We start from the raw sequence: 18,562 nt of genomic DNA on the forward strand, positions 1-18,562 counted from the left end.
TGATTTGTCGCAATGATTGACACGATTCCGCTTGACGCTGCGTAAGGTTTTTGTAATTTTACAGGCAACCTTTTATTCACTAACAAATAGCTGGTGGAATATATGACTATCAAAGTAGGTATCAACGGTTTTGGCCGTATCGGCCGTATTGTTTTCCGTGCTGCTCAGAAACGTTCTGACATCGAAATCGTTGGTATCAACGATCTCCTGGACGCTGAATACATGGCGTACATGCTGAAGTACGACTCAACTCACGGTCGTTTCGACGGCACCGTTGAAGTGAAAGACGGCCACCTGGTTGTTAACGGCAAAACCATCCGCGTTACTGCTGAGAAAGACCCAGCTAACCTGAAATGGAACGAAATCGGTGTTGACGTTGTAGCTGAAGCTACCGGTATCTTCCTGACCGACGAAACTGCACGTAAACACATCACTGCGGGTGCGAAGAAAGTTGTTCTGACGGGTCCTTCCAAAGACAACACCCCAATGTTCGTTCGCGGTGCAAACTTCGAAACCTACGCTGGCCAGGACATCGTTTCCAACGCATCCTGCACCACCAACTGCTTGGCACCGCTGGCTAAAGTTATCAACGACAACTTCGGCATCATCGAAGGTCTGATGACTACCGTTCACGCTACCACCGCTACTCAGAAAACCGTTGATGGCCCGTCTCACAAAGACTGGCGCGGCGGCCGTGGCGCGGCTCAGAACATCATCCCATCTTCTACCGGTGCTGCTAAAGCAGTAGGTAAAGTACTGCCAGAACTGAATGGCAAACTGACTGGTATGGCGTTCCGCGTTCCAACTCCTAACGTATCCGTTGTTGACCTGACCGTTCGTCTGGAAAAAGCTGCTTCTTATGAAGAAATTAAGAAAGCCATCAAAGCTGCTTCCGAAGGCCCAATGAAAGGCGTTCTGGGTTACACCGAAGACGACGTTGTATCTACCGATTTCAACGGCGAAGTGTGCACTTCCGTGTTCGATGCTAAAGCAGGTATCGCACTGAACGACAACTTCGTGAAACTGGTTTCCTGGTACGACAACGAAACTGGCTACTCTAACAAAGTACTGGACCTGATCGCTCACATCTCCAAATAAGTTGAGATGAGTGCTTGATCCTAAAAGGCGACTTCGGTCGCCTTTTTTATTGTTTCTAGACAGAGGATTGCTTAATGATTAATAAAATTTTTGCACTTCCGGTAGTCGAACAACTTACCCCTGTGCTCTCCCACCGTCAGATTGACGGTGCCGATATCATCGTCGTTGACCATCCGCGCGTAAAAGCCTCCGTAGCGCTCAATGGCGCCCACCTGCTCTCCTGGAAACCAGAAGGTGAAGAAGAAGGCCTGTGGCTGAGCGAGGCCACCTCGTTCAAAAAAGGGGCGGCGATTCGCGGCGGCGTACCGATCTGCTGGCCATGGTTTGGTCCGTCAACGCAGCAGGGATTACCGTCTCACGGTTTCGCCCGTAACCAGCAGTGGACGCTGAAAGCCCACAACGAAGATGAAAACGGTGCGGTGTTGACCTTCGAGCTCCAGGCGAATGATGAAACGCGCGCCCTGTGGCCACATGAGTTCACCCTGTATGCCCGCTTCAGGCTGGGTAAAACCTGCGAAATTGAGCTGGAAGCGCACGGCGAATTCGAAACAACGTCCGCCCTGCACACCTATTTCAACGTAGGCGACATTCAGGCCGTAAAGGTGAGCGGACTTGGCGATAGCTTTATCGACAAAGTGGATAACGCGAAAGAAGGCAAGCTGGACGATGGCGTGCAGACTTTCCCGGATCGTACCGACCGCGTATACCTGCACCCGGAAGCCTGTAGCGTAATCCACGACAGCGCGTTGAACCGCGGTATTGACGTTGTTCATCACCACCATAGCAACGTGGTGGGCTGGAACCCGGGCCCTGCTCTTTCCGTCAGCATGGCGGATATCCCGGATGACGGTTACAAGACCTTCGTGTGCGTGGAAACCGCGTGCGTGACCGCGCTGCAGAAAACCAGCGAAGAAAAACCGTCCCGCCTAGGCCAGACGATCAAGATTGTGAAGCGCTAATTTTTACAGGCATCATAAAAAAACAAACGGGGCGCAAGCGCCCCGTTTTAATGCATCACGTTCTGGTCAGAACTTGTAGGTCACACCCACAGAGAAGATGCCAGACCAGGACTTGTCGACCATCGGGCTGTCTTTCACTTCATCGCTCAGACGAATGTAACGGCCAGTACCGTACACATTCCAGTCCCCGAGGAAGTTATACGAGGCGGTGAGTTCCAGGTACGGATCCCAGCCGTCATCAGCGCTGTAGCTCTTCAGACCACTGCGGCGAGATTCCGCTTTAGACACGCCATAGTAGTAGTCGTTGTAATTCTCGCTGCTGTACTGCACACCGATACCCGGCGTCAGCGTCACTGCGCCGTTGGTATAGCGATAAAGCCACGCCAGATCCCAGATGAAGCCGTTGCTGTTGTCCAGGGTATCGCCCGCCAGCGCAGTGCGCAGGAAGCCATACTCGGTATTATGGACGTATGAAAGCCCTGCCATCAGTGAGCTTCTGCGTTTGTCCAGCTGACGAAGCGCATTGCTGTCGCTATCGCCCGGTTTAAAGTGCGTAGGATCGTAATAGGCCATAACGGAGAGTTTATCGGCCTTGTCGTTCCACAGATAGTAGCCGCCGCCCAACCCACGGAACCAGAAGTTATCGCCTTCATAGGTGACAACGGGGACAGGATATACGTCGCGGTCATACTGCTTGTACGGGCTGTTAATCACGCCAGCACCCGCGCCAACAGTCCACTGGCTCTCAGCCTGTACGGTACTCGCTGCGGTGGCGGCAAGGATGCCCAATGCCAGAAGTTTGAGTTTGGTCACAATCCATTCTTTCCTGTAGTCAAATAATCAGCGGGTGAAGTGTAACCGCCATTCCCGTACATCCCAAAATTTTTTGCGCGCTAATCCGTTTGATTAACCCGTTATTTTTCATTTTTCAGATGACATCCCGCTTTCATTTATGTGACCGATAAATGAAAAACCCACTTTTAGCTTATAACCGCAGTGGAAATTTTTGGATGAGTTATTGATATGTCATTGAAAGTAGATTTTATCCGTATGCAAGTTTTGCAATTGCCATCTACGCTTTAATTTAAGAAGAGGTTTTGCTGAACACCCTGCGGTTCATAGCCTTCGACCTGGCACACAGGTTGCTGCTCTGGCAGTGAGGTGCGAAAAATTCTCTTCCGGGAGCCTCCACTACTCATACGAACGGCTCTTATCCTGTGCTAAAAAACGAAAGGACGGCATGCCATGAATATATTCGATCACTATCGCCAGCGCTACGAAGCTGCCAAGGACGAAGAGTTCACACTGCAGGAGTTTCTTACCATTTGTCGGCAAGATCGCAGTGCCTATGCCAATGCGGCAGAACGGCTATTGATGGCTATTGGTGAGCCAAACATGGTTGATACTGCCCTGGAGCCACGGCTTTCCCGTCTCTTTTCGAATCGGGTGGTCGCCCGATACCCGGCGTTTGAAGAGTTCTATGGCATGGAAGATGCCATCGAGCAGATCGTCTCCTACCTGAAGCATGCCGCTCAGGGGCTGGAAGAGAAGAAACAGATCCTTTACCTGCTGGGTCCTGTCGGTGGGGGTAAATCCTCCCTGGCTGAACGGCTGAAGGCGCTGATGCAGCGCGTGCCGATCTATGTGCTGAGCGCCAACGGCGAGCGCAGCCCGGTCAATGACCATCCGCTGTGCCTGTTTAATCCGCAAGAGGATGCGCAGATTCTGGAAAAAGAGTTTGGCATTCCGCATCGCTATCTCGGTACGATCATGTCGCCGTGGGCGGCAAAACGTCTGCACGAGTTTGGCGGGGACATCACCAAATTCCGCGTCGTGAAAGTGTGGCCGTCTATCCTCGAGCAGATCGCCATTGCCAAAACTGAACCCGGTGACGAGAACAACCAGGATATCTCGGCGCTGGTGGGTAAAGTCGATATCCGTAAGCTGGAACATCACGCGCAAAACGACCCGGATGCCTACGGCTATTCCGGTGCGCTGTGCCGCGCCAACCAGGGGATTATGGAATTCGTCGAGATGTTTAAAGCACCGATCAAAGTGCTGCATCCGCTTCTGACCGCCACCCAGGAAGGGAACTATAACGGGACGGAAGGTATTTCTGCCCTGCCGTTTAACGGGATTATCCTCGCCCACTCCAACGAATCCGAATGGGTGACCTTCCGTAACAACAAAAACAATGAGGCGTTCCTTGACCGCGTGTACATCGTCAAAGTGCCTTATTGCCTGCGGATCTCCGAGGAAATCAAGATTTACGAAAAACTGCTCAACCACAGTGAGCTGGTGCATGCTCCTTGCGCACCGGGAACGCTGGAAACGCTGTCGCGCTTCTCGATTCTGTCGCGCCTGAAAGAGCCGGAAAACTCCAGTATCTACTCAAAAATGCGCGTGTACGACGGCGAAAGCCTGAAGGATACCGACCCGAAAGCGAAATCGTACCAGGAATACCGCGATTACGCCGGTGTCGACGAAGGGATGAACGGCCTGTCGACGCGTTTCGCGTTTAAGATCCTCTCCCGCGTCTTTAACTTCGACCACGCGGAGGTGGCCGCCAACCCGGTTCATCTGTTCTACGTGCTGGAACAGCAAATTGAACGTGAACAGTTCCCACAGGAGCAGGCTGAACGCTACCTGGAGTTCCTGAAAGGCTATCTGATCCCGAAATACGCCGAGTTCATTGGCAAAGAGATCCAGACCGCCTACCTGGAATCCTATTCCGAATACGGCCAGAACATCTTCGACCGGTACGTCACCTACGCTGACTTCTGGATCCAGGATCAGGAGTACCGCGACCCGGATACCGGTCAGCTATTTGATCGTGAATCCCTGAACGCGGAGCTGGAAAAAATTGAGAAGCCAGCCGGGATCAGCAACCCGAAAGACTTCCGAAACGAGATTGTGAACTTCGTGCTGCGCGCCAGAGCGCATAACAACGGCCGTAATCCGAACTGGACCAGCTACGAAAAACTGCGCACGGTTATAGAGAAGAAAATGTTCTCTAACACGGAAGAGCTGTTGCCGGTTATCTCGTTCAACGCCAAAACCTCAACCGACGAGCAGAAAAAGCACGACGATTTTGTCGACCGTATGATGGAGAAAGGCTATACCCGCAAACAGGTCCGCCTGCTTTGTGAATGGTATCTGCGCGTGCGTAAATCATCTTAAAACACGTGCCCGGTAACGCGCTTACCGGGCCAAAAAAATGTCCGGCATTTACGGACGCTGCAAGTTGGCAAATGCAGTACGGGGGATATATGACCTGGTTTATTGACCGGCGTCTTAACGGCAAAAACAAGAGCACGGTGAACCGCCAGCGCTTCTTGCGCCGTTATAAAGCGCAAATTAAACAGTCGATCTCCGAGGCCATCAACAAACGCTCGGTGACCGACGTCGACAGCGGCGAATCCGTCTCCATCCCCAACGATGACATCAGCGAACCGATGTTTCATCAGGGGCGTGGTGGCCTTCGTCATCGCGTGCACCCAGGTAATGACCACTTCGTCCAGAATGACAGAATCGAGCGGCCACAAGGCGGAGGCGGCGGTTCTGGCAGCGGTCAGGGACAGGCCAGCCAGGACGGTGAAGGCCAGGATGAGTTCGTCTTTCAGATTTCAAAAGACGAATATCTCGACCTGCTGTTTGAGGATCTGGCCCTGCCGAATCTGAGAAAGAATCAGCACCGTCAGCTCAACGAATACAAAACCCATCGTGCGGGCTATACCGCAAACGGAGTGCCCGCTAACATCAGCGTGGTGCGTTCACTGCAAAACTCGCTGGCGCGACGCACGGCAATGACGGCAGGTAAACGGCGTGAGCTGCGCGAGCTGGAAACCAGCCTGAAAGTGGTTGAAAACACAGAACCGGCGCAACTGCTTGAAGAGGAGCGCCTGCGTCAAGAGATTGCAGAACTGCGGGCGAAGATCGACCGGGTGCCGTTTATCGACACGTTCGACCTGCGCTACAAGAACTATGAAAAACGGCCGGAGCCTTCCAGCCAGGCGGTGATGTTCTGCCTGATGGACGTGTCAGGCTCTATGGATCAGGCCACCAAGGATATGGCTAAGCGTTTTTATATTCTGCTCTATCTGTTTCTGAGCAGAACTTATAAGAATGTGGAAGTGGTCTACATCCGCCATCACACTCAGGCAAAAGAGGTCGATGAACATGAGTTCTTCTACTCGCAGGAGACCGGTGGCACCATCGTGTCGAGCGCCCTGAAGCTAATGGATGAGGTAGTGAAGGAGCGCTACGATCCGGCACAGTGGAACATCTATGCCGCGCAGGCATCGGATGGTGATAACTGGGCGGATGATTCGCCGCTGTGTCATGAAATTCTGGCGAAGAAGATCCTGCCGGTGGTGCGTTATTACAGTTACATTGAAATTACCCGTCGCGCCCACCAGACGCTGTGGCGCGAGTATGAGCATCTGCAAGCGATGTTCGATAACTTTGCGATGCAGCACATTCGTGACCAGGATGACATCTATCCGGTCTTCCGGGAACTATTCCAGAAGCAGAGTTCCACCAGCAACGCATGACCCAACAGCCAGCGCTTCCGCTGGCTGTTTTCTTTCATCCCCCCCTCTGTCCCGTGCTAATGTAGCAACCTACGTATTGGCAAATCACAGGTGACATTGTTATGTCTGATGACGTGACCGGGACGACGACCCATCAACAGCTAATCCGCTTATTAACCGGCCAGGGGGCGCGCTTTCGTGTGGTGGCGCATGAGGCCGTTGGGAAATGCGAAGCGGTGAGCGAAATTCGCGGGACCGATCTCCGGCAGGGTGCAAAAGCGCTGGTCTGCAAGGTAAAAGGCAACGGCGTAAAGAAACATATTCTGGCAATCCTCGCCGCCGATCGGCAGGCCGATCTGAGCCTGCTGGCAAGTCATTTCGGTGGGCTTAAGGCCTCTCTCGCCAGTCCGGCAGAAGTGGATGCGCTTACCGGCTGCGTTTTCGGCGCCATTCCCCCCTTCAGCTTTCACCCGGATCTGACGCTGGTCGCCGATCCGCTACTGTTTGAGCGCTTCGACGAGATCGCGTTTAACGCCGGCCTGCTGGAAAAGTCGGTGATAATGGATACCCAGGACTATCTGCGTATCGCCCGTCCTGAACTGGTGACGTTCCGTAAAGAATAAATACAGGGGCTGGCTAACGGTCAGCCGTTCTCCAGCAGCAGCACGGAAGCAATCAAAATAATCGCGATGATAAAAAACGATGAGGAGATAATCAGCGTTTCGACAAACATAGGATCGTTCATGGTGATCTCTGCTTTGCCCATTTGCCTCTTTTTTACTCCCGCACAATGACAGTTAAATGACAATGTCGCGTCCGCGAAATGACTATTTTCGCTGAAACGATTCCGAATTTTCCTCCAGTCTTATCGCTTTTTCCTGGCCACGCCGGGTGACACGGTGTCGACATTCTTTATGATGCCGCTGGCAGCGTTTTTAGGCGGCGACAATAAATTACGGGGCTACCGCCGGGCGATGGCCGTTATGGCGACCGTCGCGGTCGTCATGTTCTGGATCTGCTTCGCCAATACGCTTGAATGTATTAAGGCTCCCGCTACCCACAATAATTATCTTGCGGAACTGCGGGACTTATTACGAAACGACCAATGGCGGGTTGGTGCCGTCCTGGTATTAACCAACATTGGTTTTGGCGTTATTCGTCTTAGCACAATGCTGTATTTCGTCACTTATTATCTCGGTAGCGCAAGCTATTTTATATGGATGCTCGGGGCGCATATTCGCGGGAAAACCGCAGGCAGCGCGCTGGCCAAACGTCTAAAGCAGAACGTCGGCAAAGTGCAGATGTTTGGATACTGTTCCGTACTGGGGGGAGACCCAGCATCGTCCTGTTCCTTGCGCCTAAATCCGTGCTTATTCTGGCACCCATGACGTTTATCGACTCCACCCTTTACCGGGCCACCACCACGCTGAAGTGGGTGATGATGGCGGACGTCGCCGATTACGGCTAATGGAAACAGGGCCAACGCATGGACGGCGTGATCTTCTCCCCCTTCCTCGCCGTACTCAAGCCGGGAATGGCGATCGGCGGCGCGATTGTTGGCTGTCGACGAGTAATAGCTGGATCGCCCTTATTGGTAAGCGCTACGCCTGTGGGGAGCATATCCGGGTGCCTGCGGCGCTGGGAACCATCCCGGTGTTTATCCGCGAAGGGTGTCCGCTTATCCAGCAACTGGTGGACTGACGTCAGACAAGTGCCCAAAAATAGGCAATTTTTTCAGTAAAGCCTGCCTGTCGTCGCGTTTGCGCGTAAAGTAAGCAGGCTTACTATTTTTGGCAAGGATCCCCTCATGTTCGACCCTACACTGCTCATACTTCTGGCCCTGGCTGCTCTGGGTTTTGTCAGCCACAACACCACCGTCGCGATTTCCATTCTGGTCCTGATCATCGTTCGCGTCACACCGTTGAATACCTTCTTCCCGTGGATTGAAAAACAGGGGCTTACTATCGGGATCATTATTTTGACCATCGGCGTGATGGCCCCGATTGCCAGCGGAACGCTACCGGCCTCAACGCTGCTGCACTCCTTTGTAAACTGGAAATCGCTGGTGGCGATTGCGGTGGGCGTTTTTGTCTCATGGCTTGGCGGGCGCGGCGTGACGCTGATGAGCAGCCAGCCTTCTCTGGTGGCCGGGCTGCTGGTGGGCACTGTGTTAGGCGTAGCGCTGTTTCGTGGCGTGCCGGTTGGCCCGCTGATTGCTGCCGGCCTGGTTTCGCTGTTTATCGGGAAGTCGTAGTCAGGCTGGCGATATAGCGGGCGGGCGTCTGTCCCAGTCCTTTCTTAAACATGGTGATGAAGGCGGTGGTGGAGTCATACCCCAGCGCCTGCGCCGCCTGCTGGACCGACTTTCCGCCGATCAAAAACTGCAAGGCGACAATCAGCTGGAGCTGGTGGCGCCAGCGGCGAAAGCTTAAGCCAGTCTCTTTCACCACCAGCCGCGCCAGATTGCGCTCGCTCATGGCAAAGTGGCTGGCCCACTGCGCCAGCGTCTGCCAGGCGGCCGGTTCGTTTGCCATGGTCTCACTCATCAGGCGAATTTTTGGATGCGGAGAAACCGGCAGCTGAAGATGCGCCTGTGGTTGCAGGGTCAGTTCATCAAACAGGACGCCAACCAGCCTTCCGGTAGCGGGGAGAGGAAGTTCTTCCCGTGACCTGTCCGCAAGCGCCAGCACCAGCTCCCGCACCAGGGGCGATATTTTCAGGGTACAGGTACGCGTCGGCAATTCGAGCGCACCGGGTTCAATAAACAGCAGGCAGAGCTGCGCGCCGGGCGTCGCCTTGTTGCTGTGCGGCGTTTGACCCGGGATCCACACCGCATACTGGGGCGGTACCATCAGCATCGCGTTCTCCACTTCACAGGTGATAGCGCCACCCAGCGCCATAATCAGCTGCCCTTTGCGGTGCTGATGCAGCGGAATATATTGTTCCTGTGCCACCACGCGGATGCGAAAGGCCACCGCCGCGTCGCGCTGGCTGTCGGGATCGTAGCCGTCGAGTCCCAGTCCGTACATAAAATTGTCCGATATTAGCGATAAACTGTCATTTTAGCCTGATTTCAACCACGACTTAAATCGGTATGGTATGCGCTCGCCTGAACGTAAGAGACAATAATGACTACTGCTATTCAACCTTCCGGGAAACAGGGTGCGCTGCTGATTGCAGGCATCCTGATGATTGCCACGACGCTGCGCGTCACGTTTACCGGTGTCGCCCCCCTGCTCGACACCATCCGACAGGACTATGGCTTAAGCACGGCGCAAACCGGCCTGCTCACGACGCTGCCTCTGCTGGCCTTCGCCTTTATCTCTCCCCTTGCAGCAGGCTTCGCCCGGCGCCTGGGCATGGAGCGCAGCCTTTTTATCGCTCTGCTGCTGATTTGCATCGGGATTGGCGTACGCTCGCTGCCGTCGGCCTCGCTGCTGTTTATCGGTACGGCGATCGTGGGCTGTGGGATTGCGCTGGGCAATGTCCTGTTACCCGGATTAATCAAACGTGATTTTCCGGGCCAGGTCGCAAAACTGACGGGGGCTTATTCGCTGACGATGGGCGCCGCTGCTGCCGCAGGGTCGGCGCTGATCGTCCCGCTATCGCTGGGGAGTGCTGGCTGGCACGGGGCGCTGTTGATGCTGATGTTCTTCCCGCTGGTGGCGCTGCTGCTGTGGTTACCGCAATGGCGCCACAGACCGGCCACCACCCTGACAGGAGCGGGCGCGTTGCACAATCGGGCTATCTGGCGCTCGGCACTCGCCTGGCAGGTGACGCTTTTTTTAGGCATTAACTCGCTGATTTACTATGTCATTATCGGCTGGTTACCCGCGATTTTGCTTAGCCACGGCTACAGCGAAACGCAGGCTGGCTCCATGCACGGGCTTCTCCAGCTGGCAACCGCTGTTCCCGGTCTCGCCATTCCGCTGATCCTGCACCGCCTTAACGATCAGCGTGGCATTGCCGGGCTAGTCGCCCTGATGTGCGCCGTCAGCGCGGCCGGGTTCTGGTTCGCACCGGGGCTGGCCGTCGTCTGGACGCTGGTGTTTGGCTTTGGCTCCGGCGCCACCATGATCCTCGGCCTGACGTTTATCGGGCTGCGCGCCAGCTCGGCCCATCAGGCCGCGGCGCTCTCCGGCATGGCACAGTCGATTGGCTATCTTCTGGCGGCCTGTGGCCCACCGCTGATGGGAAAAATTCATGATACCGCCGGAGACTGGCGCATTCCGCTGCTCGCCTGCGCGCTGGCCGCGGTGGTGATGGCTTTATGCGGCTTGCTTGCCGGGCGTGACCGGGAGATCACACCCCGCTGATAGTCAAGGCAGACCCGGAGGTCTGCTTTTTTATCCCTGCGCCGCCCGCAGCATGGCCTGTACCAGCACGACCGGGCGACCTTGCAGCGCGGCTCGCTCATGCTGGAACAGGGTGATGACAAAGAAAGGATGGGTTACCAGCTCTGCCGCGCGGATCTCGCCCTGCTCGTCCCAGCCCGTTACGCGCATGTCGCCCCGCTCAAGCTGGTTGGCAAACTCAGGTGAAACGCCGTAGTTGCAGTGATATCCCTCCTGAATTTCCGGCTTGCCATACGCTTTGGCAATCAGCGTGTTATTCCGCAGTTCGATCGCGTCGGTTTTTTCCACCAGCGAGCAGGTCAGCGGCGCAATTACCATCCTCCCTTCGGTATCCGTTTCGGCATGGCCTGCATCGTGCCAGCCCAGGACATTACGCGCATACTCAATCAGCGCATGCTGGAATCCGCCGCAGGTGCCGAGAAAGGGGATGCTGTTTTCGCGTGCGTAACGCGCCGCAATAAACGCCGCTTCGGTGTTTTTATACGGGCTTGCCGGTACCAGCCAGATGGCATCGTACCCGACCAGGTCTTCGGGGCTGGTCAGCTCAGGCGTGGCGAGCCAGTCATAATCAGCGGTGAGATCCAGAACCGCAGCGGCGTCGTCAATCGCCAGCGGGATCGCCTGATGCGCAATAACATCGGAATTGTAATCACCTACCAGCGCAATGCGCAGCGTCGTCTTAACCGGGGAGAGTTCCATGAGAGATTCCTTATGCCAGAGGATTTTCAGATAACATAAGGAACCTCAGACTACCGATCTTTTGCAATTATCACAATACCTTAAATTGGGAGGATAAACGCCGGGTGCTATAGTGTTCTTGCTAAGCGTCGCACGGTATGGAGGAAAACGGATGATTCAATGTAAGCGCGTGTATGAACAGGCAGCGTCAGACGATGGTTACCGCGTTCTGGTAGACAGGCTCTGGCCGCGGGGAATAAAAAAGACCGACCTCGAGTTTGATGAGTGGTGCAAATCGCTAACGCCGTCCAGCGAACTGCGAAAAGCCTTTCACAGTGAAACGATAGATTTCACCGCATTCAGTGAAGCCTATCGTAAAGAACTGGCGCAACATCAGGATGAAGGCAAACGCCTGGCCGCCCTCGCCCGACAGCAGACCGTGACGCTACTCTATGGTGCGAAAAATACGGAACAGAATCACGCCCTGGTACTGGCGGACTGGCTGCGTAAATTGTGATTAACCGATCGCCAGCTCATCAACGTTGTGTGGCATCTCGTCCGGAGTGAGCGGCATAAGATGTTCAGGGCGAACAAACGCAAAACCGTGCTGGTTATCAAAGGTGTAAACATCACCGGTGACCAGCCACAGCGCACGCGCTGACGTGGCGGGTAGTTGCGTCATGACGCCGTTAACCGGGTTCACAAAACGCTGACCCGGCTGACAAAGGCCAAACAGCTCCACGGATTTACCGATATTCCGACGGCCTGCCGTCGTACGTGCACCCACGATCATCGCCATGCTGCCCGGTTTTAACTGAAACATACTTCTTCTCGCAAACATACTGCCAGAAACTGGCTAAGAATAATCCTAAAAAGAAGTGTATCGCAGTTTTATTGCCGTTGTCATCTGGTCGGTTGCGGATGATCGCGACGATAGAGATCCCATTCATCGATGACTTCCCCGCCTGGCAATTTGCACTCGGTACGTACACCCTGCGGGCTTTGAACAGGGATTTGCTCTCCCCCTTTCTCCAGACAATACACTGACGCCGGGTTTGCCATACCAATAGCGTGTGGCGGCGCAGGCGCATCGGGAGGAGGTGTCTTCGTTGAGCAGGCGGTAAGCGGTAAAAGCAGCGCCAGGAGAAGATATTTCATTATCATGATCCTTCAGGATGTAAAAACGTCAGAGTAACGGGTCATTACCGTTTTCTCCATGATTTCTCCATTAAACCTGCATGATTCTTACTTATAGTGATGTCTGTTCTCACTCTGACCAGAGAACATCATTCCGTAATCAAGATGTTTTGCCCCGATCTCAACATCGGGGCTTTTTTTGGCCTCGCCCTCATCCGCTTCCAGAAGAATCTATAAAAATTTTCCCGTTCATGTTTAACTATGACCGGAGTCTATATTTTCAGCATAACATGCAGATACAGAGGTCTTCTGCATGGGAGTCAACCTGCTTTATGTCAGATATCATTCTTGCCCGTGTTTCAGAAACCCTCTCCACCGAGCAATCTCTCGACAGTCTGGTGCGTCAGCTACTGGAAATGCTGGAAATTGTGACCGATATGGAATCAACCTACCTGACCAAAATCGATGTCAACGCGCGTCTACAGCACATTTTATATGCCCGTAACAGCAAGCAAATGCAGATCCCGGAAGGATTAAGCGTGCCCTGGGACGAAACGCTGTGCAAACGCGCCATGGATAGCGACACGTTGTTCAGTAATGAGGTCCCCGAACGGTGGCCGGAGTGTGAGGCTGCAAAAGCGCTGGGAATTACAACCTATATGAGCGTGCCGGTTCATCTTGCTGACGGTTCTCTGTATGGCACGCTTTGCGCTGCCAGCACCGCACAGAAACAGTTTAGCGAGCGTGGCGAGCAGGTAATCAAACTCTTTGCCGGTTTAATTGGTCAGTACATTCAGAAAGAGTCGCTTGTGCATCAGCTTCGTGAAGCAAACGCGGCGCTCATTGCCCACTCTTACACTGATGCCCTCACTGGGCTGCCGAATCGTCGCGCCATTTTTGAAAACCTTACCACCCTGTTCTCACTGGCGCGCCATCTTAACCGCAACGTCATGATGGCCTTTATTGACCTCGATGATTTCAAGCGAATCAATGACCAATACGGCCATGAGGCGGGCGATCGGTTCCTCGTACAGGTCGGCAAGCGGCTGACGCATGAGCAAACGCAGGATGAGATTATCGGCCGGCTCGGCGGCGATGAATTTCTGGTGGCCTGCCTGAGTAACATTGATGGAGGTGAGACCAGCCCAGAGGTCAACGCAACTAAAACTCGCCTCAATGGCCGTATCGCGGGTGAATACGGCTTAGGCAATGTCACAATTCTCTATCCCGGGGCAAGCCTTGGCGTCGTTATTGTTGATCCTCACAGCACTGATGAAGATAGCGCCCTGCGCACCGCAGACCTCGCGATGTATCAGGATAAAAAAGGAAAAAGCAAAACAGGCTTTGTCGCGTTAGATTAAAACCGTACACTCTACGGCCTTATACAAACTCAAACAGGTGATGGCATGAGAATAGGGATCCTCTTTCCGGTGGTTATTTTTATCACGGCGGTGGCGTTTTTAGGCTGGTTTTTCCTTGGCGGTTACGCCGCGCCGGGGGCATAAATGAAAAAAACCACCCTCATCATGCTGATTGTCGCCATCGTGGCCGTCGCCGGTGCGCAGTTAGGCTGGTGGTAACGCCCAAGTAAAAAGGCCGCCGTCAGGCAGCCTTTTTTAACACAGGTCAGATTTAGCTTTTGATTTTTCTGTAAATAAACAGAACCACCAGCGCGCCAATCACCGCAACGACAAAGCTGCCGAAGTTGAAGCCATCAACTCTGCCAAAGCCGAACAGGGTACTGATCCAGCCACCGACGACTGCACCCACAATCCCCAGAATGATCGTGACGATGAAACCGCCGCCATCTTTGCCCGGCATAATCCACTTCGCCAGGATCCCCGCAATCAGCCCAAAGATAATCCAGGATAAAATTCCCATAGCTTTCCTCTCCGTATGGTTTTTGTCATTAAATCAACGACACAGAAAAGAATAGCACAGGATCGGAGAAAGGAAATTTGTGATAAAAATCACACGGTTCGTTTGAATAAAATATGAGCAGTAAAAAATGGTCGTTCCACACTCATCGTGGGGTTGCATCTTTTACTGAGAAAGATTATCTTTCTCATTACTGAATAGTTGAGCAAATCACTCGGGTATTCAGTACGACATTGCTCACATTGCTTCCAGTATTTCTTGCCCACTTTTGAGTGGGCTTTTTTTTGCCTGAAACCACCAAAATCTGGCGTTTTTTTTGTGGGGGTGAAACGCTATTCTCTGTGGTTCCTGAAAAGCAAAAAACGTAGATAACATGAACGTATCAAGCAAGTTTGTCATCTGCCTTAATCTTATTCTTGCCAGTACGCTACTGGTACTGCTCTCTACACGGTTTGAGTGGTTCTGAAATGAAATGAGCCTGGCACGGTCGCGTTCCTTTCATTTCCGGGCGGGCTCAACGCTTATACTTGTAGCTTTTATGACCTGTGTTAAGATCCCAGCACCTCAGGACGTGGCGAGACCGCAGGAAAATGAAGAAGACCATTGCCGTTGTTATCATATCAACCTTAATGGTCATCCTGTCGCTGTATGCTGTAAACGCCATTATCGCTGAGCAGCAAATGAACCGGCAGAGGGGTCTCTCCCACACGCTTTTAAGCTATTCCGAAGAGTTAACGCAAAATATCACCAGTACGCTTAAAAATACCTCTGCACAGGGATGCGATAACGCAAGTCTGAACGTCTATCGAAAATTAAAGATGCAGAGCCTCTATTTCGCCGATGTGGGATTTATTGAAAAGGGGAAAATCACGTGTACCGCGTTTTGGGGCAAGCTGGTACATCCCATCGCCCTTCCCTCTGAGATTCATAAAACCCAGAACGGATTCAGTCTGGCACAATTTTCGCAGAAAGATTTCTTTGTCGGCAACGCGACAATCTATAAACATCTTATTATCTTCACCTCCCGTTCGGCCTACGATAAATTTACTCCCGTCACTGCCAATTATTCGCTTCATTCTTCCACCAGGGATTTCGAGCGAACCTTTTTCACGATTGCATCTCCTTCAGATAACCTTGGCCGCGTACACTCTCTGTTATTTACGCTGGCTGTGACGGAGTGCAGTACACACTGGGATTTGTGCGTTACCGTTACACACCACGATGCCGGCCTGGCATCACTTTCCCAGGCAGTGATGATGCTCCTGTGCCTGTTTTTATACTTTATCTGGGTATCGCTGACGCTGTTTTCCCTTCGACTTTATGAAGACCGGCGCTCTCTGGAGCGGACGTTGGTTAAGGCGGTGGAAGCGAATACTATCAGCGTTCATTTCCAGCCTATTATTCGGGTTGCTGATAAAAAAATCGTCGGGGTTGAAGTGCTATCGAGATGGCAGGATAACAATCACAGAGAGGTTTCTCCTGAGCTGTTTATCCCGTTAATTAAAAAAATAGGCCTGTATAAGGTTTATTATCAGAACATGATTAAAAAATCCCTGTCAGAAATTGCCGCGCTGGCCACTGAACATCAGTTAATGATTTCGCTGAACGTTGGCCGAACGGAAATTGAAGACGGCAAATTCCTGGCGGTGTTACGTCAGGAATGCTTACAAAACGCTATTCCCTTATCGTTAATCAAGGTTGAGATATCCGAGAATGGCGTTTCCACCTCGGCCATCCTTGAGGCGTTTTGTGAAGAGCTTAAATCGGCAGGTGTTAAAATTTCAATAGATGATTTTGGCGTGAAAAACTCTAATCTGGCCAGGCTGTCAAATCTCAAATATGACGAAATCAAGGTAGATAAGTCGTTAGTGGACGGCATCAACGAGCACTATAAACAGGATATTCTGGTGATCTTTAGCGACGCGCTCGCTAAACTGCATAAGACCCTCGTTTTTGAAGGGGTCGAAAGCGAAACGCAATACCAGTTCATCGCGCAGAGATACCCCGAATCCCTCGTACAAGGCTGGTACTTCTCAAAGTCGCTCACCCGGCACGACCTGGCCAGCCTGCTGACAGACTCAGCGCGATGACGCGTTATTCATTGCCCCATTGATTCAGGAAGTTCGCGATATCGTCAATGCGCTCTTCATCGATCTCTGCCTGCACGGCCATCTCCCGCTGCGCCTCTTCACTGATTTCCTCATTATTGTATAAGCGAGTAAGCAGCAGCTGGAAATAACGTGCCAGCGGCGTACGCTCTGCCTCTTCAACCGGTTTCGCCGTTTCAGTCGAATACTCGTCGACGATGTCATAATACTTAAGCGGGATATCATGGTTCATTGCATTGTTTCCTTCTTGTGTGCATAAAAAACGGGAACCCTCAGGCTCCCGTTGTCACTTAACCCAGCGAGTGGATTACATGTTCGCGATAATCGCGTCGCCAAACTCTGAGCATTTCAGCAGTTTAGCGCCTTCCATCAGACGTTCAAAGTCATAGGTGACGGTTTTGGCGTTAATCGCGCCTTCCATACCCTTAACGATCAGGTCTGCGGCTTCGAACCATTCCATATGACGCAGCATCATCTCTGCGGACAGAATGATAGAGCCTGGGTTGACTTTGTCCTGGCCTGCATATTTCGGTGCGGTACCGTGAGTTGCTTCGAACAGGGCGCACTCGTCGCCGATGTTCGCGCCCGGGGCGATACCGATACCCCCCACCTGCGCTGCCAGCGCATCGGAGATGTAGTCACCGTTCAGGTTCATACAGGCGATTACGTCATACTCAGCAGGACGCAGCAGGATCTGTTGCAGGAACGCATCGGCGATCACATCTTTAATGATGATCTCTTTACCGGTGTTCGGGTTCTTAATTTTCTGCCATGGGCCGCCGTCGATCAGTTCACCGCCGAACTCTTCGGTCGCCAGCTGGTAGCCCCAGTCTTTAAACGCGCCTTCGGTGAACTTCATGATGTTGCCTTTGTGCACCAGGGTCACAGAGTCACGGTCATTGGTAATAGCGTATTCGATGGCGGCACGCACCAGACGCTTAGTCCCTTCTTCGGAGCACGGCTTGATGCCGATACCGCAATGCTCAGGGAAGCGAATTTTCTTCACGCCCATCTCTTCGCGCAGGAATTTAATCACTTTTTCTGCATCAGCAGAGTCCGCTTTCCATTCGATACCGGCGTAAATGTCTTCTGAGTTTTCACGGAAGATAACCATGTCGGTCAGCTCCGGGTGCTTAACCGGGCTTGGAGTACCCTGGTAGTAACGCACCGGACGCAGACACACATACAGATCCAGTTCCTGACGCAGCGCCACGTTCAGGGAGCGAATGCCGCCGCCAACTGGCGTGGTCAGAGGGCCTTTGATAGCAACGCGATAGTCGCGGATCAGGTCCAGCGTTTCGGCTGGAAGCCAGACGTCCTGGCCATAAACTTGAGTCGATTTTTCACCGGTGTAAATTTCCATCCAGGAAATTTTACGCTCGCCTTTGTAGGCTTTCTCAACAGCGGCATCAACCACTTTCAGCATCGCAGGGGTAACGTCTACACCGATACCGTCACCTTCGATGAACGGGATAATCGGGTTGTGGGGAACGTTAATTTTGCCGTTTTGCAGGGTGATCTTTGTACCTTCCGCCGGAACAACTACTTTGCTTTCCATTAACCTCTCCTTCGAGCGCTTCTGGTTGTTACTGATCTTATGTTAATAAATTGTAATGAGCCTTCCGATAGTACCTGATTGTCCGACGCCATGAAAGGTCTTCGTTATTAGGCTATAATGCGGCAATTGATAACGCCTGAAAATACCATGACGAAAATTGCTTTTAGAGGAATCATAGTATTTTGTGTGACTACCAATAAACCAATCTGACATCAATTAGTTATACCAGATTCCTGTGAACAAAAACCCTGCCAGCGTT

General features: G+C 52.8%; 23 protein-coding genes. 14 read left to right on the top strand and 9 right to left on the bottom strand.

Annotated features, from left to right (window positions below; all coding sequences use genetic code 11):
* Positions 1-102 precede the first annotated feature (102 nt).
* Both gapA and G6Q29_RS10755 read left to right on the top strand, forming a co-directional pair.
* Complete coding sequence (gapA, locus tag G6Q29_RS10750; RefSeq protein WP_006809136.1) at positions 103-1,098, top strand: glyceraldehyde-3-phosphate dehydrogenase; 996 nt, start codon at positions 103-105, stop codon at positions 1,096-1,098.
* Positions 1,099-1,172: 74 nt separating this feature from the next.
* Positions 1,173-2,057, top strand: coding sequence for a D-hexose-6-phosphate mutarotase (locus G6Q29_RS10755; protein ID WP_165465592.1), 885 nt, complete (start codon positions 1,173-1,175; stop codon positions 2,055-2,057).
* A gap of 66 nt (positions 2,058-2,123) precedes the next feature.
* Here G6Q29_RS10755 and G6Q29_RS10760 read toward each other — a convergent pair whose 3' ends face one another.
* The gene (locus G6Q29_RS10760; protein ID WP_165465593.1) at positions 2,124-2,870 is read right to left on the bottom strand and encodes a MipA/OmpV family protein; all 747 of its coding nucleotides are present in this window, start codon (positions 2,868-2,870) and stop codon (positions 2,124-2,126) included.
* Between the two features lie 432 nt (positions 2,871-3,302).
* Here G6Q29_RS10760 and yeaG point away from each other — a divergent pair, with 432 nt between their 5' ends.
* The 3 genes from yeaG (at position 3,303) to G6Q29_RS10775 (ending at position 7,212) form a co-directional block, all read left to right on the top strand.
* Positions 3,303-5,237: a protein kinase YeaG gene (gene yeaG / locus G6Q29_RS10765; protein WP_006809140.1), complete on the top strand. Its 1,935-nt coding sequence runs from the start codon at positions 3,303-3,305 to the stop codon at positions 5,235-5,237.
* An 89-nt stretch (positions 5,238-5,326) separates the two neighbouring features.
* Positions 5,327-6,610, top strand: a complete 1,284-nt coding sequence (locus tag G6Q29_RS10770; protein ID WP_165465594.1) for a YeaH/YhbH family protein — start codon at positions 5,327-5,329, stop codon at positions 6,608-6,610.
* 101 nt (positions 6,611-6,711) lie between these two features.
* Positions 6,712-7,212 carry a YbaK/prolyl-tRNA synthetase associated domain-containing protein gene (locus tag G6Q29_RS10775; protein ID WP_165465595.1) on the top strand — a complete coding sequence of 167 codons (501 nt, stop codon included), beginning with the start codon at positions 6,712-6,714 and terminating at the stop codon, positions 7,210-7,212.
* A gap of 20 nt (positions 7,213-7,232) precedes the next feature.
* Here G6Q29_RS10775 and yoaI read toward each other — a convergent pair whose 3' ends face one another.
* Positions 7,233-7,334: a small membrane protein YoaI gene (gene yoaI / locus G6Q29_RS21725; RefSeq protein ID WP_017384693.1), complete on the bottom strand. Its 102-nt coding sequence runs from the start codon at positions 7,332-7,334 to the stop codon at positions 7,233-7,235.
* A gap of 154 nt (positions 7,335-7,488) precedes the next feature.
* Between yoaI and G6Q29_RS21730 the strand changes: the two genes are divergently transcribed.
* Both G6Q29_RS21730 and G6Q29_RS10785 read left to right on the top strand, forming a co-directional pair.
* Positions 7,489-7,977, top strand: coding sequence for an MFS transporter (locus G6Q29_RS21730; RefSeq protein WP_242637210.1), 489 nt, complete (start codon positions 7,489-7,491; stop codon positions 7,975-7,977).
* Between the two features lie 419 nt (positions 7,978-8,396).
* Positions 8,397-8,843: a DUF441 domain-containing protein gene (locus G6Q29_RS10785; RefSeq protein WP_003857881.1), complete on the top strand. Its 447-nt coding sequence runs from the start codon at positions 8,397-8,399 to the stop codon at positions 8,841-8,843.
* Here the strand turns inward: G6Q29_RS10785 and G6Q29_RS10790 are convergent.
* Positions 8,827-9,618 carry an AraC family transcriptional regulator gene (locus G6Q29_RS10790; RefSeq protein WP_165465596.1) on the bottom strand — a complete coding sequence of 264 codons (792 nt, stop codon included), beginning with the start codon at positions 9,616-9,618 and terminating at the stop codon, positions 8,827-8,829. The two genes, G6Q29_RS10785 and G6Q29_RS10790, sit on opposite strands and share 17 nt — an antisense overlap.
* A gap of 99 nt (positions 9,619-9,717) precedes the next feature.
* Here G6Q29_RS10790 and G6Q29_RS10795 point away from each other — a divergent pair, with 99 nt between their 5' ends.
* A complete protein-coding gene (locus G6Q29_RS10795) occupies positions 9,718-10,905 on the top strand; it encodes a CynX/NimT family MFS transporter (RefSeq protein ID WP_165465597.1) in 1,188 nt (395 codons plus the stop codon).
* A gap of 30 nt (positions 10,906-10,935) precedes the next feature.
* Here the strand turns inward: G6Q29_RS10795 and G6Q29_RS10800 are convergent, their stop codons facing one another.
* On the bottom strand, positions 10,936-11,643 hold the full coding sequence (locus G6Q29_RS10800; protein ID WP_165465598.1) for a CTP synthase C-terminal region-related (seleno)protein: 708 nt from the start codon (positions 11,641-11,643) through the stop codon (positions 10,936-10,938).
* Positions 11,644-11,794: 151 nt separating this feature from the next.
* Here G6Q29_RS10800 and G6Q29_RS10805 point away from each other — a divergent pair, with 151 nt between their 5' ends.
* The gene (locus G6Q29_RS10805) at positions 11,795-12,139 is read left to right on the top strand and encodes a DUF488 domain-containing protein (protein ID WP_165465599.1); all 345 of its coding nucleotides are present in this window, start codon (positions 11,795-11,797) and stop codon (positions 12,137-12,139) included.
* Here the strand turns inward: G6Q29_RS10805 and G6Q29_RS10810 are convergent, their stop codons facing one another.
* Entirely contained in the window at positions 12,140-12,445 is a 306-nt protein-coding gene (locus G6Q29_RS10810) for a hypothetical protein (protein WP_165465600.1), read from the bottom strand. It lies immediately after the preceding gene.
* Between the two features lie 80 nt (positions 12,446-12,525).
* Positions 12,526-12,780 carry a putative hemolysin gene (locus G6Q29_RS10815; protein WP_165465601.1) on the bottom strand — a complete coding sequence of 85 codons (255 nt, stop codon included), beginning with the start codon at positions 12,778-12,780 and terminating at the stop codon, positions 12,526-12,528.
* A 311-nt stretch (positions 12,781-13,091) separates the two neighbouring features.
* Here G6Q29_RS10815 and G6Q29_RS10820 point away from each other — a divergent pair, with 311 nt between their 5' ends.
* The 3 genes from G6Q29_RS10820 to yoaJ are packed head-to-tail and all read left to right on the top strand — an operon-like array spanning position 13,092 to position 14,339.
* Positions 13,092-14,120: a sensor domain-containing diguanylate cyclase gene (locus G6Q29_RS10820; RefSeq protein WP_165465602.1), complete on the top strand. Its 1,029-nt coding sequence runs from the start codon at positions 13,092-13,094 to the stop codon at positions 14,118-14,120.
* A 45-nt stretch (positions 14,121-14,165) separates the two neighbouring features.
* Positions 14,166-14,264 (top strand): YoaK family small membrane protein, encoded by a 99-nt coding sequence (locus tag G6Q29_RS10825; RefSeq protein WP_165465603.1) that lies wholly within the window; start codon positions 14,166-14,168, stop codon positions 14,262-14,264.
* Positions 14,265-14,339 (top strand): protein YoaJ, encoded by a 75-nt coding sequence (gene yoaJ, locus G6Q29_RS21885; RefSeq protein WP_165465767.1) that lies wholly within the window; start codon positions 14,265-14,267, stop codon positions 14,337-14,339.
* Between the two features lie 52 nt (positions 14,340-14,391).
* Here yoaJ and G6Q29_RS10835 read toward each other — a convergent pair whose 3' ends face one another.
* Positions 14,392-14,640: a GlsB/YeaQ/YmgE family stress response membrane protein gene (locus tag G6Q29_RS10835; protein ID WP_003857896.1), complete on the bottom strand. Its 249-nt coding sequence runs from the start codon at positions 14,638-14,640 to the stop codon at positions 14,392-14,394.
* A 370-nt stretch (positions 14,641-15,010) separates the two neighbouring features.
* Between G6Q29_RS10835 and yncL the strand changes: the two genes are divergently transcribed.
* Both yncL and G6Q29_RS10845 read left to right on the top strand, forming a co-directional pair.
* Positions 15,011-15,103, top strand: a complete 93-nt coding sequence (gene yncL, locus G6Q29_RS10840; RefSeq protein WP_165465604.1) for a stress response membrane protein YncL — start codon at positions 15,011-15,013, stop codon at positions 15,101-15,103.
* A gap of 124 nt (positions 15,104-15,227) precedes the next feature.
* Entirely contained in the window at positions 15,228-16,727 is a 1,500-nt protein-coding gene (locus G6Q29_RS10845; protein ID WP_165465605.1) for an EAL domain-containing protein, read from the top strand.
* Positions 16,728-16,731: 4 nt separating this feature from the next.
* Here the strand turns inward: G6Q29_RS10845 and G6Q29_RS10850 are convergent, their stop codons facing one another.
* Together G6Q29_RS10850 and icd are read right to left on the bottom strand one after the other, a co-directional pair.
* Positions 16,732-16,977 (bottom strand): DUF2543 family protein, encoded by a 246-nt coding sequence (locus G6Q29_RS10850; RefSeq protein WP_165465606.1) that lies wholly within the window; start codon positions 16,975-16,977, stop codon positions 16,732-16,734.
* A gap of 75 nt (positions 16,978-17,052) precedes the next feature.
* Positions 17,053-18,303 carry an NADP-dependent isocitrate dehydrogenase gene (icd, locus tag G6Q29_RS10855; protein ID WP_165465607.1) on the bottom strand — a complete coding sequence of 417 codons (1,251 nt, stop codon included), beginning with the start codon at positions 18,301-18,303 and terminating at the stop codon, positions 17,053-17,055.
* Between the last annotated feature and the right edge of the window lie 259 nt (positions 18,304-18,562).

This window comes from Enterobacter cloacae, assembly GCF_011078175.1.
Classification (GTDB): domain Bacteria; phylum Pseudomonadota; class Gammaproteobacteria; order Enterobacterales; family Enterobacteriaceae; genus Enterobacter; species Enterobacter cloacae_Q.

What these genes read in the sequence shown, in the direction of transcription:
- G6Q29_RS10770 (WP_165465594.1), top strand. Translation starts at nt 5,327, where the DNA reads ATGACCTGGTTTATTGACCGGCGTCTTAACGGCAAAAACAAGAGCACG.
- G6Q29_RS10835 (WP_003857896.1), bottom strand. Translation starts at nt 14,640, where the DNA reads ATGGGAATTTTATCCTGGATTATCTTTGGGCTGATTGCGGGGATCCTG.
- G6Q29_RS10825 (WP_165465603.1), top strand. Translation starts at nt 14,166, where the DNA reads ATGAGAATAGGGATCCTCTTTCCGGTGGTTATTTTTATCACGGCGGTG.
- gapA (WP_006809136.1), top strand. Translation starts at nt 103, where the DNA reads ATGACTATCAAAGTAGGTATCAACGGTTTTGGCCGTATCGGCCGTATT.
- G6Q29_RS10795 (WP_165465597.1), top strand. Translation starts at nt 9,718, where the DNA reads ATGACTACTGCTATTCAACCTTCCGGGAAACAGGGTGCGCTGCTGATT.
- G6Q29_RS10845 (WP_165465605.1), top strand. Translation starts at nt 15,228, where the DNA reads ATGAAGAAGACCATTGCCGTTGTTATCATATCAACCTTAATGGTCATC.
- yoaI (WP_017384693.1), bottom strand. Translation starts at nt 7,334, where the DNA reads ATGAACGATCCTATGTTTGTCGAAACGCTGATTATCTCCTCATCGTTT.
- G6Q29_RS10820 (WP_165465602.1), top strand. Translation starts at nt 13,092, where the DNA reads ATGTCAGATATCATTCTTGCCCGTGTTTCAGAAACCCTCTCCACCGAG.
- G6Q29_RS10785 (WP_003857881.1), top strand. Translation starts at nt 8,397, where the DNA reads ATGTTCGACCCTACACTGCTCATACTTCTGGCCCTGGCTGCTCTGGGT.
- G6Q29_RS10775 (WP_165465595.1), top strand. Translation starts at nt 6,712, where the DNA reads ATGTCTGATGACGTGACCGGGACGACGACCCATCAACAGCTAATCCGC.
- yeaG (WP_006809140.1), top strand. Translation starts at nt 3,303, where the DNA reads ATGAATATATTCGATCACTATCGCCAGCGCTACGAAGCTGCCAAGGAC.
- G6Q29_RS10805 (WP_165465599.1), top strand. Translation starts at nt 11,795, where the DNA reads ATGATTCAATGTAAGCGCGTGTATGAACAGGCAGCGTCAGACGATGGT.
- yncL (WP_165465604.1), top strand. Translation starts at nt 15,011, where the DNA reads ATGAACGTATCAAGCAAGTTTGTCATCTGCCTTAATCTTATTCTTGCC.
- G6Q29_RS10755 (WP_165465592.1), top strand. Translation starts at nt 1,173, where the DNA reads ATGATTAATAAAATTTTTGCACTTCCGGTAGTCGAACAACTTACCCCT.
- G6Q29_RS10800 (WP_165465598.1), bottom strand. Translation starts at nt 11,643, where the DNA reads ATGGAACTCTCCCCGGTTAAGACGACGCTGCGCATTGCGCTGGTAGGT.
- G6Q29_RS10790 (WP_165465596.1), bottom strand. Translation starts at nt 9,618, where the DNA reads ATGTACGGACTGGGACTCGACGGCTACGATCCCGACAGCCAGCGCGAC.
- icd (WP_165465607.1), bottom strand. Translation starts at nt 18,303, where the DNA reads ATGGAAAGCAAAGTAGTTGTTCCGGCGGAAGGTACAAAGATCACCCTG.
- G6Q29_RS10810 (WP_165465600.1), bottom strand. Translation starts at nt 12,445, where the DNA reads ATGTTTCAGTTAAAACCGGGCAGCATGGCGATGATCGTGGGTGCACGT.
- G6Q29_RS10815 (WP_165465601.1), bottom strand. Translation starts at nt 12,780, where the DNA reads ATGAAATATCTTCTCCTGGCGCTGCTTTTACCGCTTACCGCCTGCTCA.
- G6Q29_RS10850 (WP_165465606.1), bottom strand. Translation starts at nt 16,977, where the DNA reads ATGAACCATGATATCCCGCTTAAGTATTATGACATCGTCGACGAGTAT.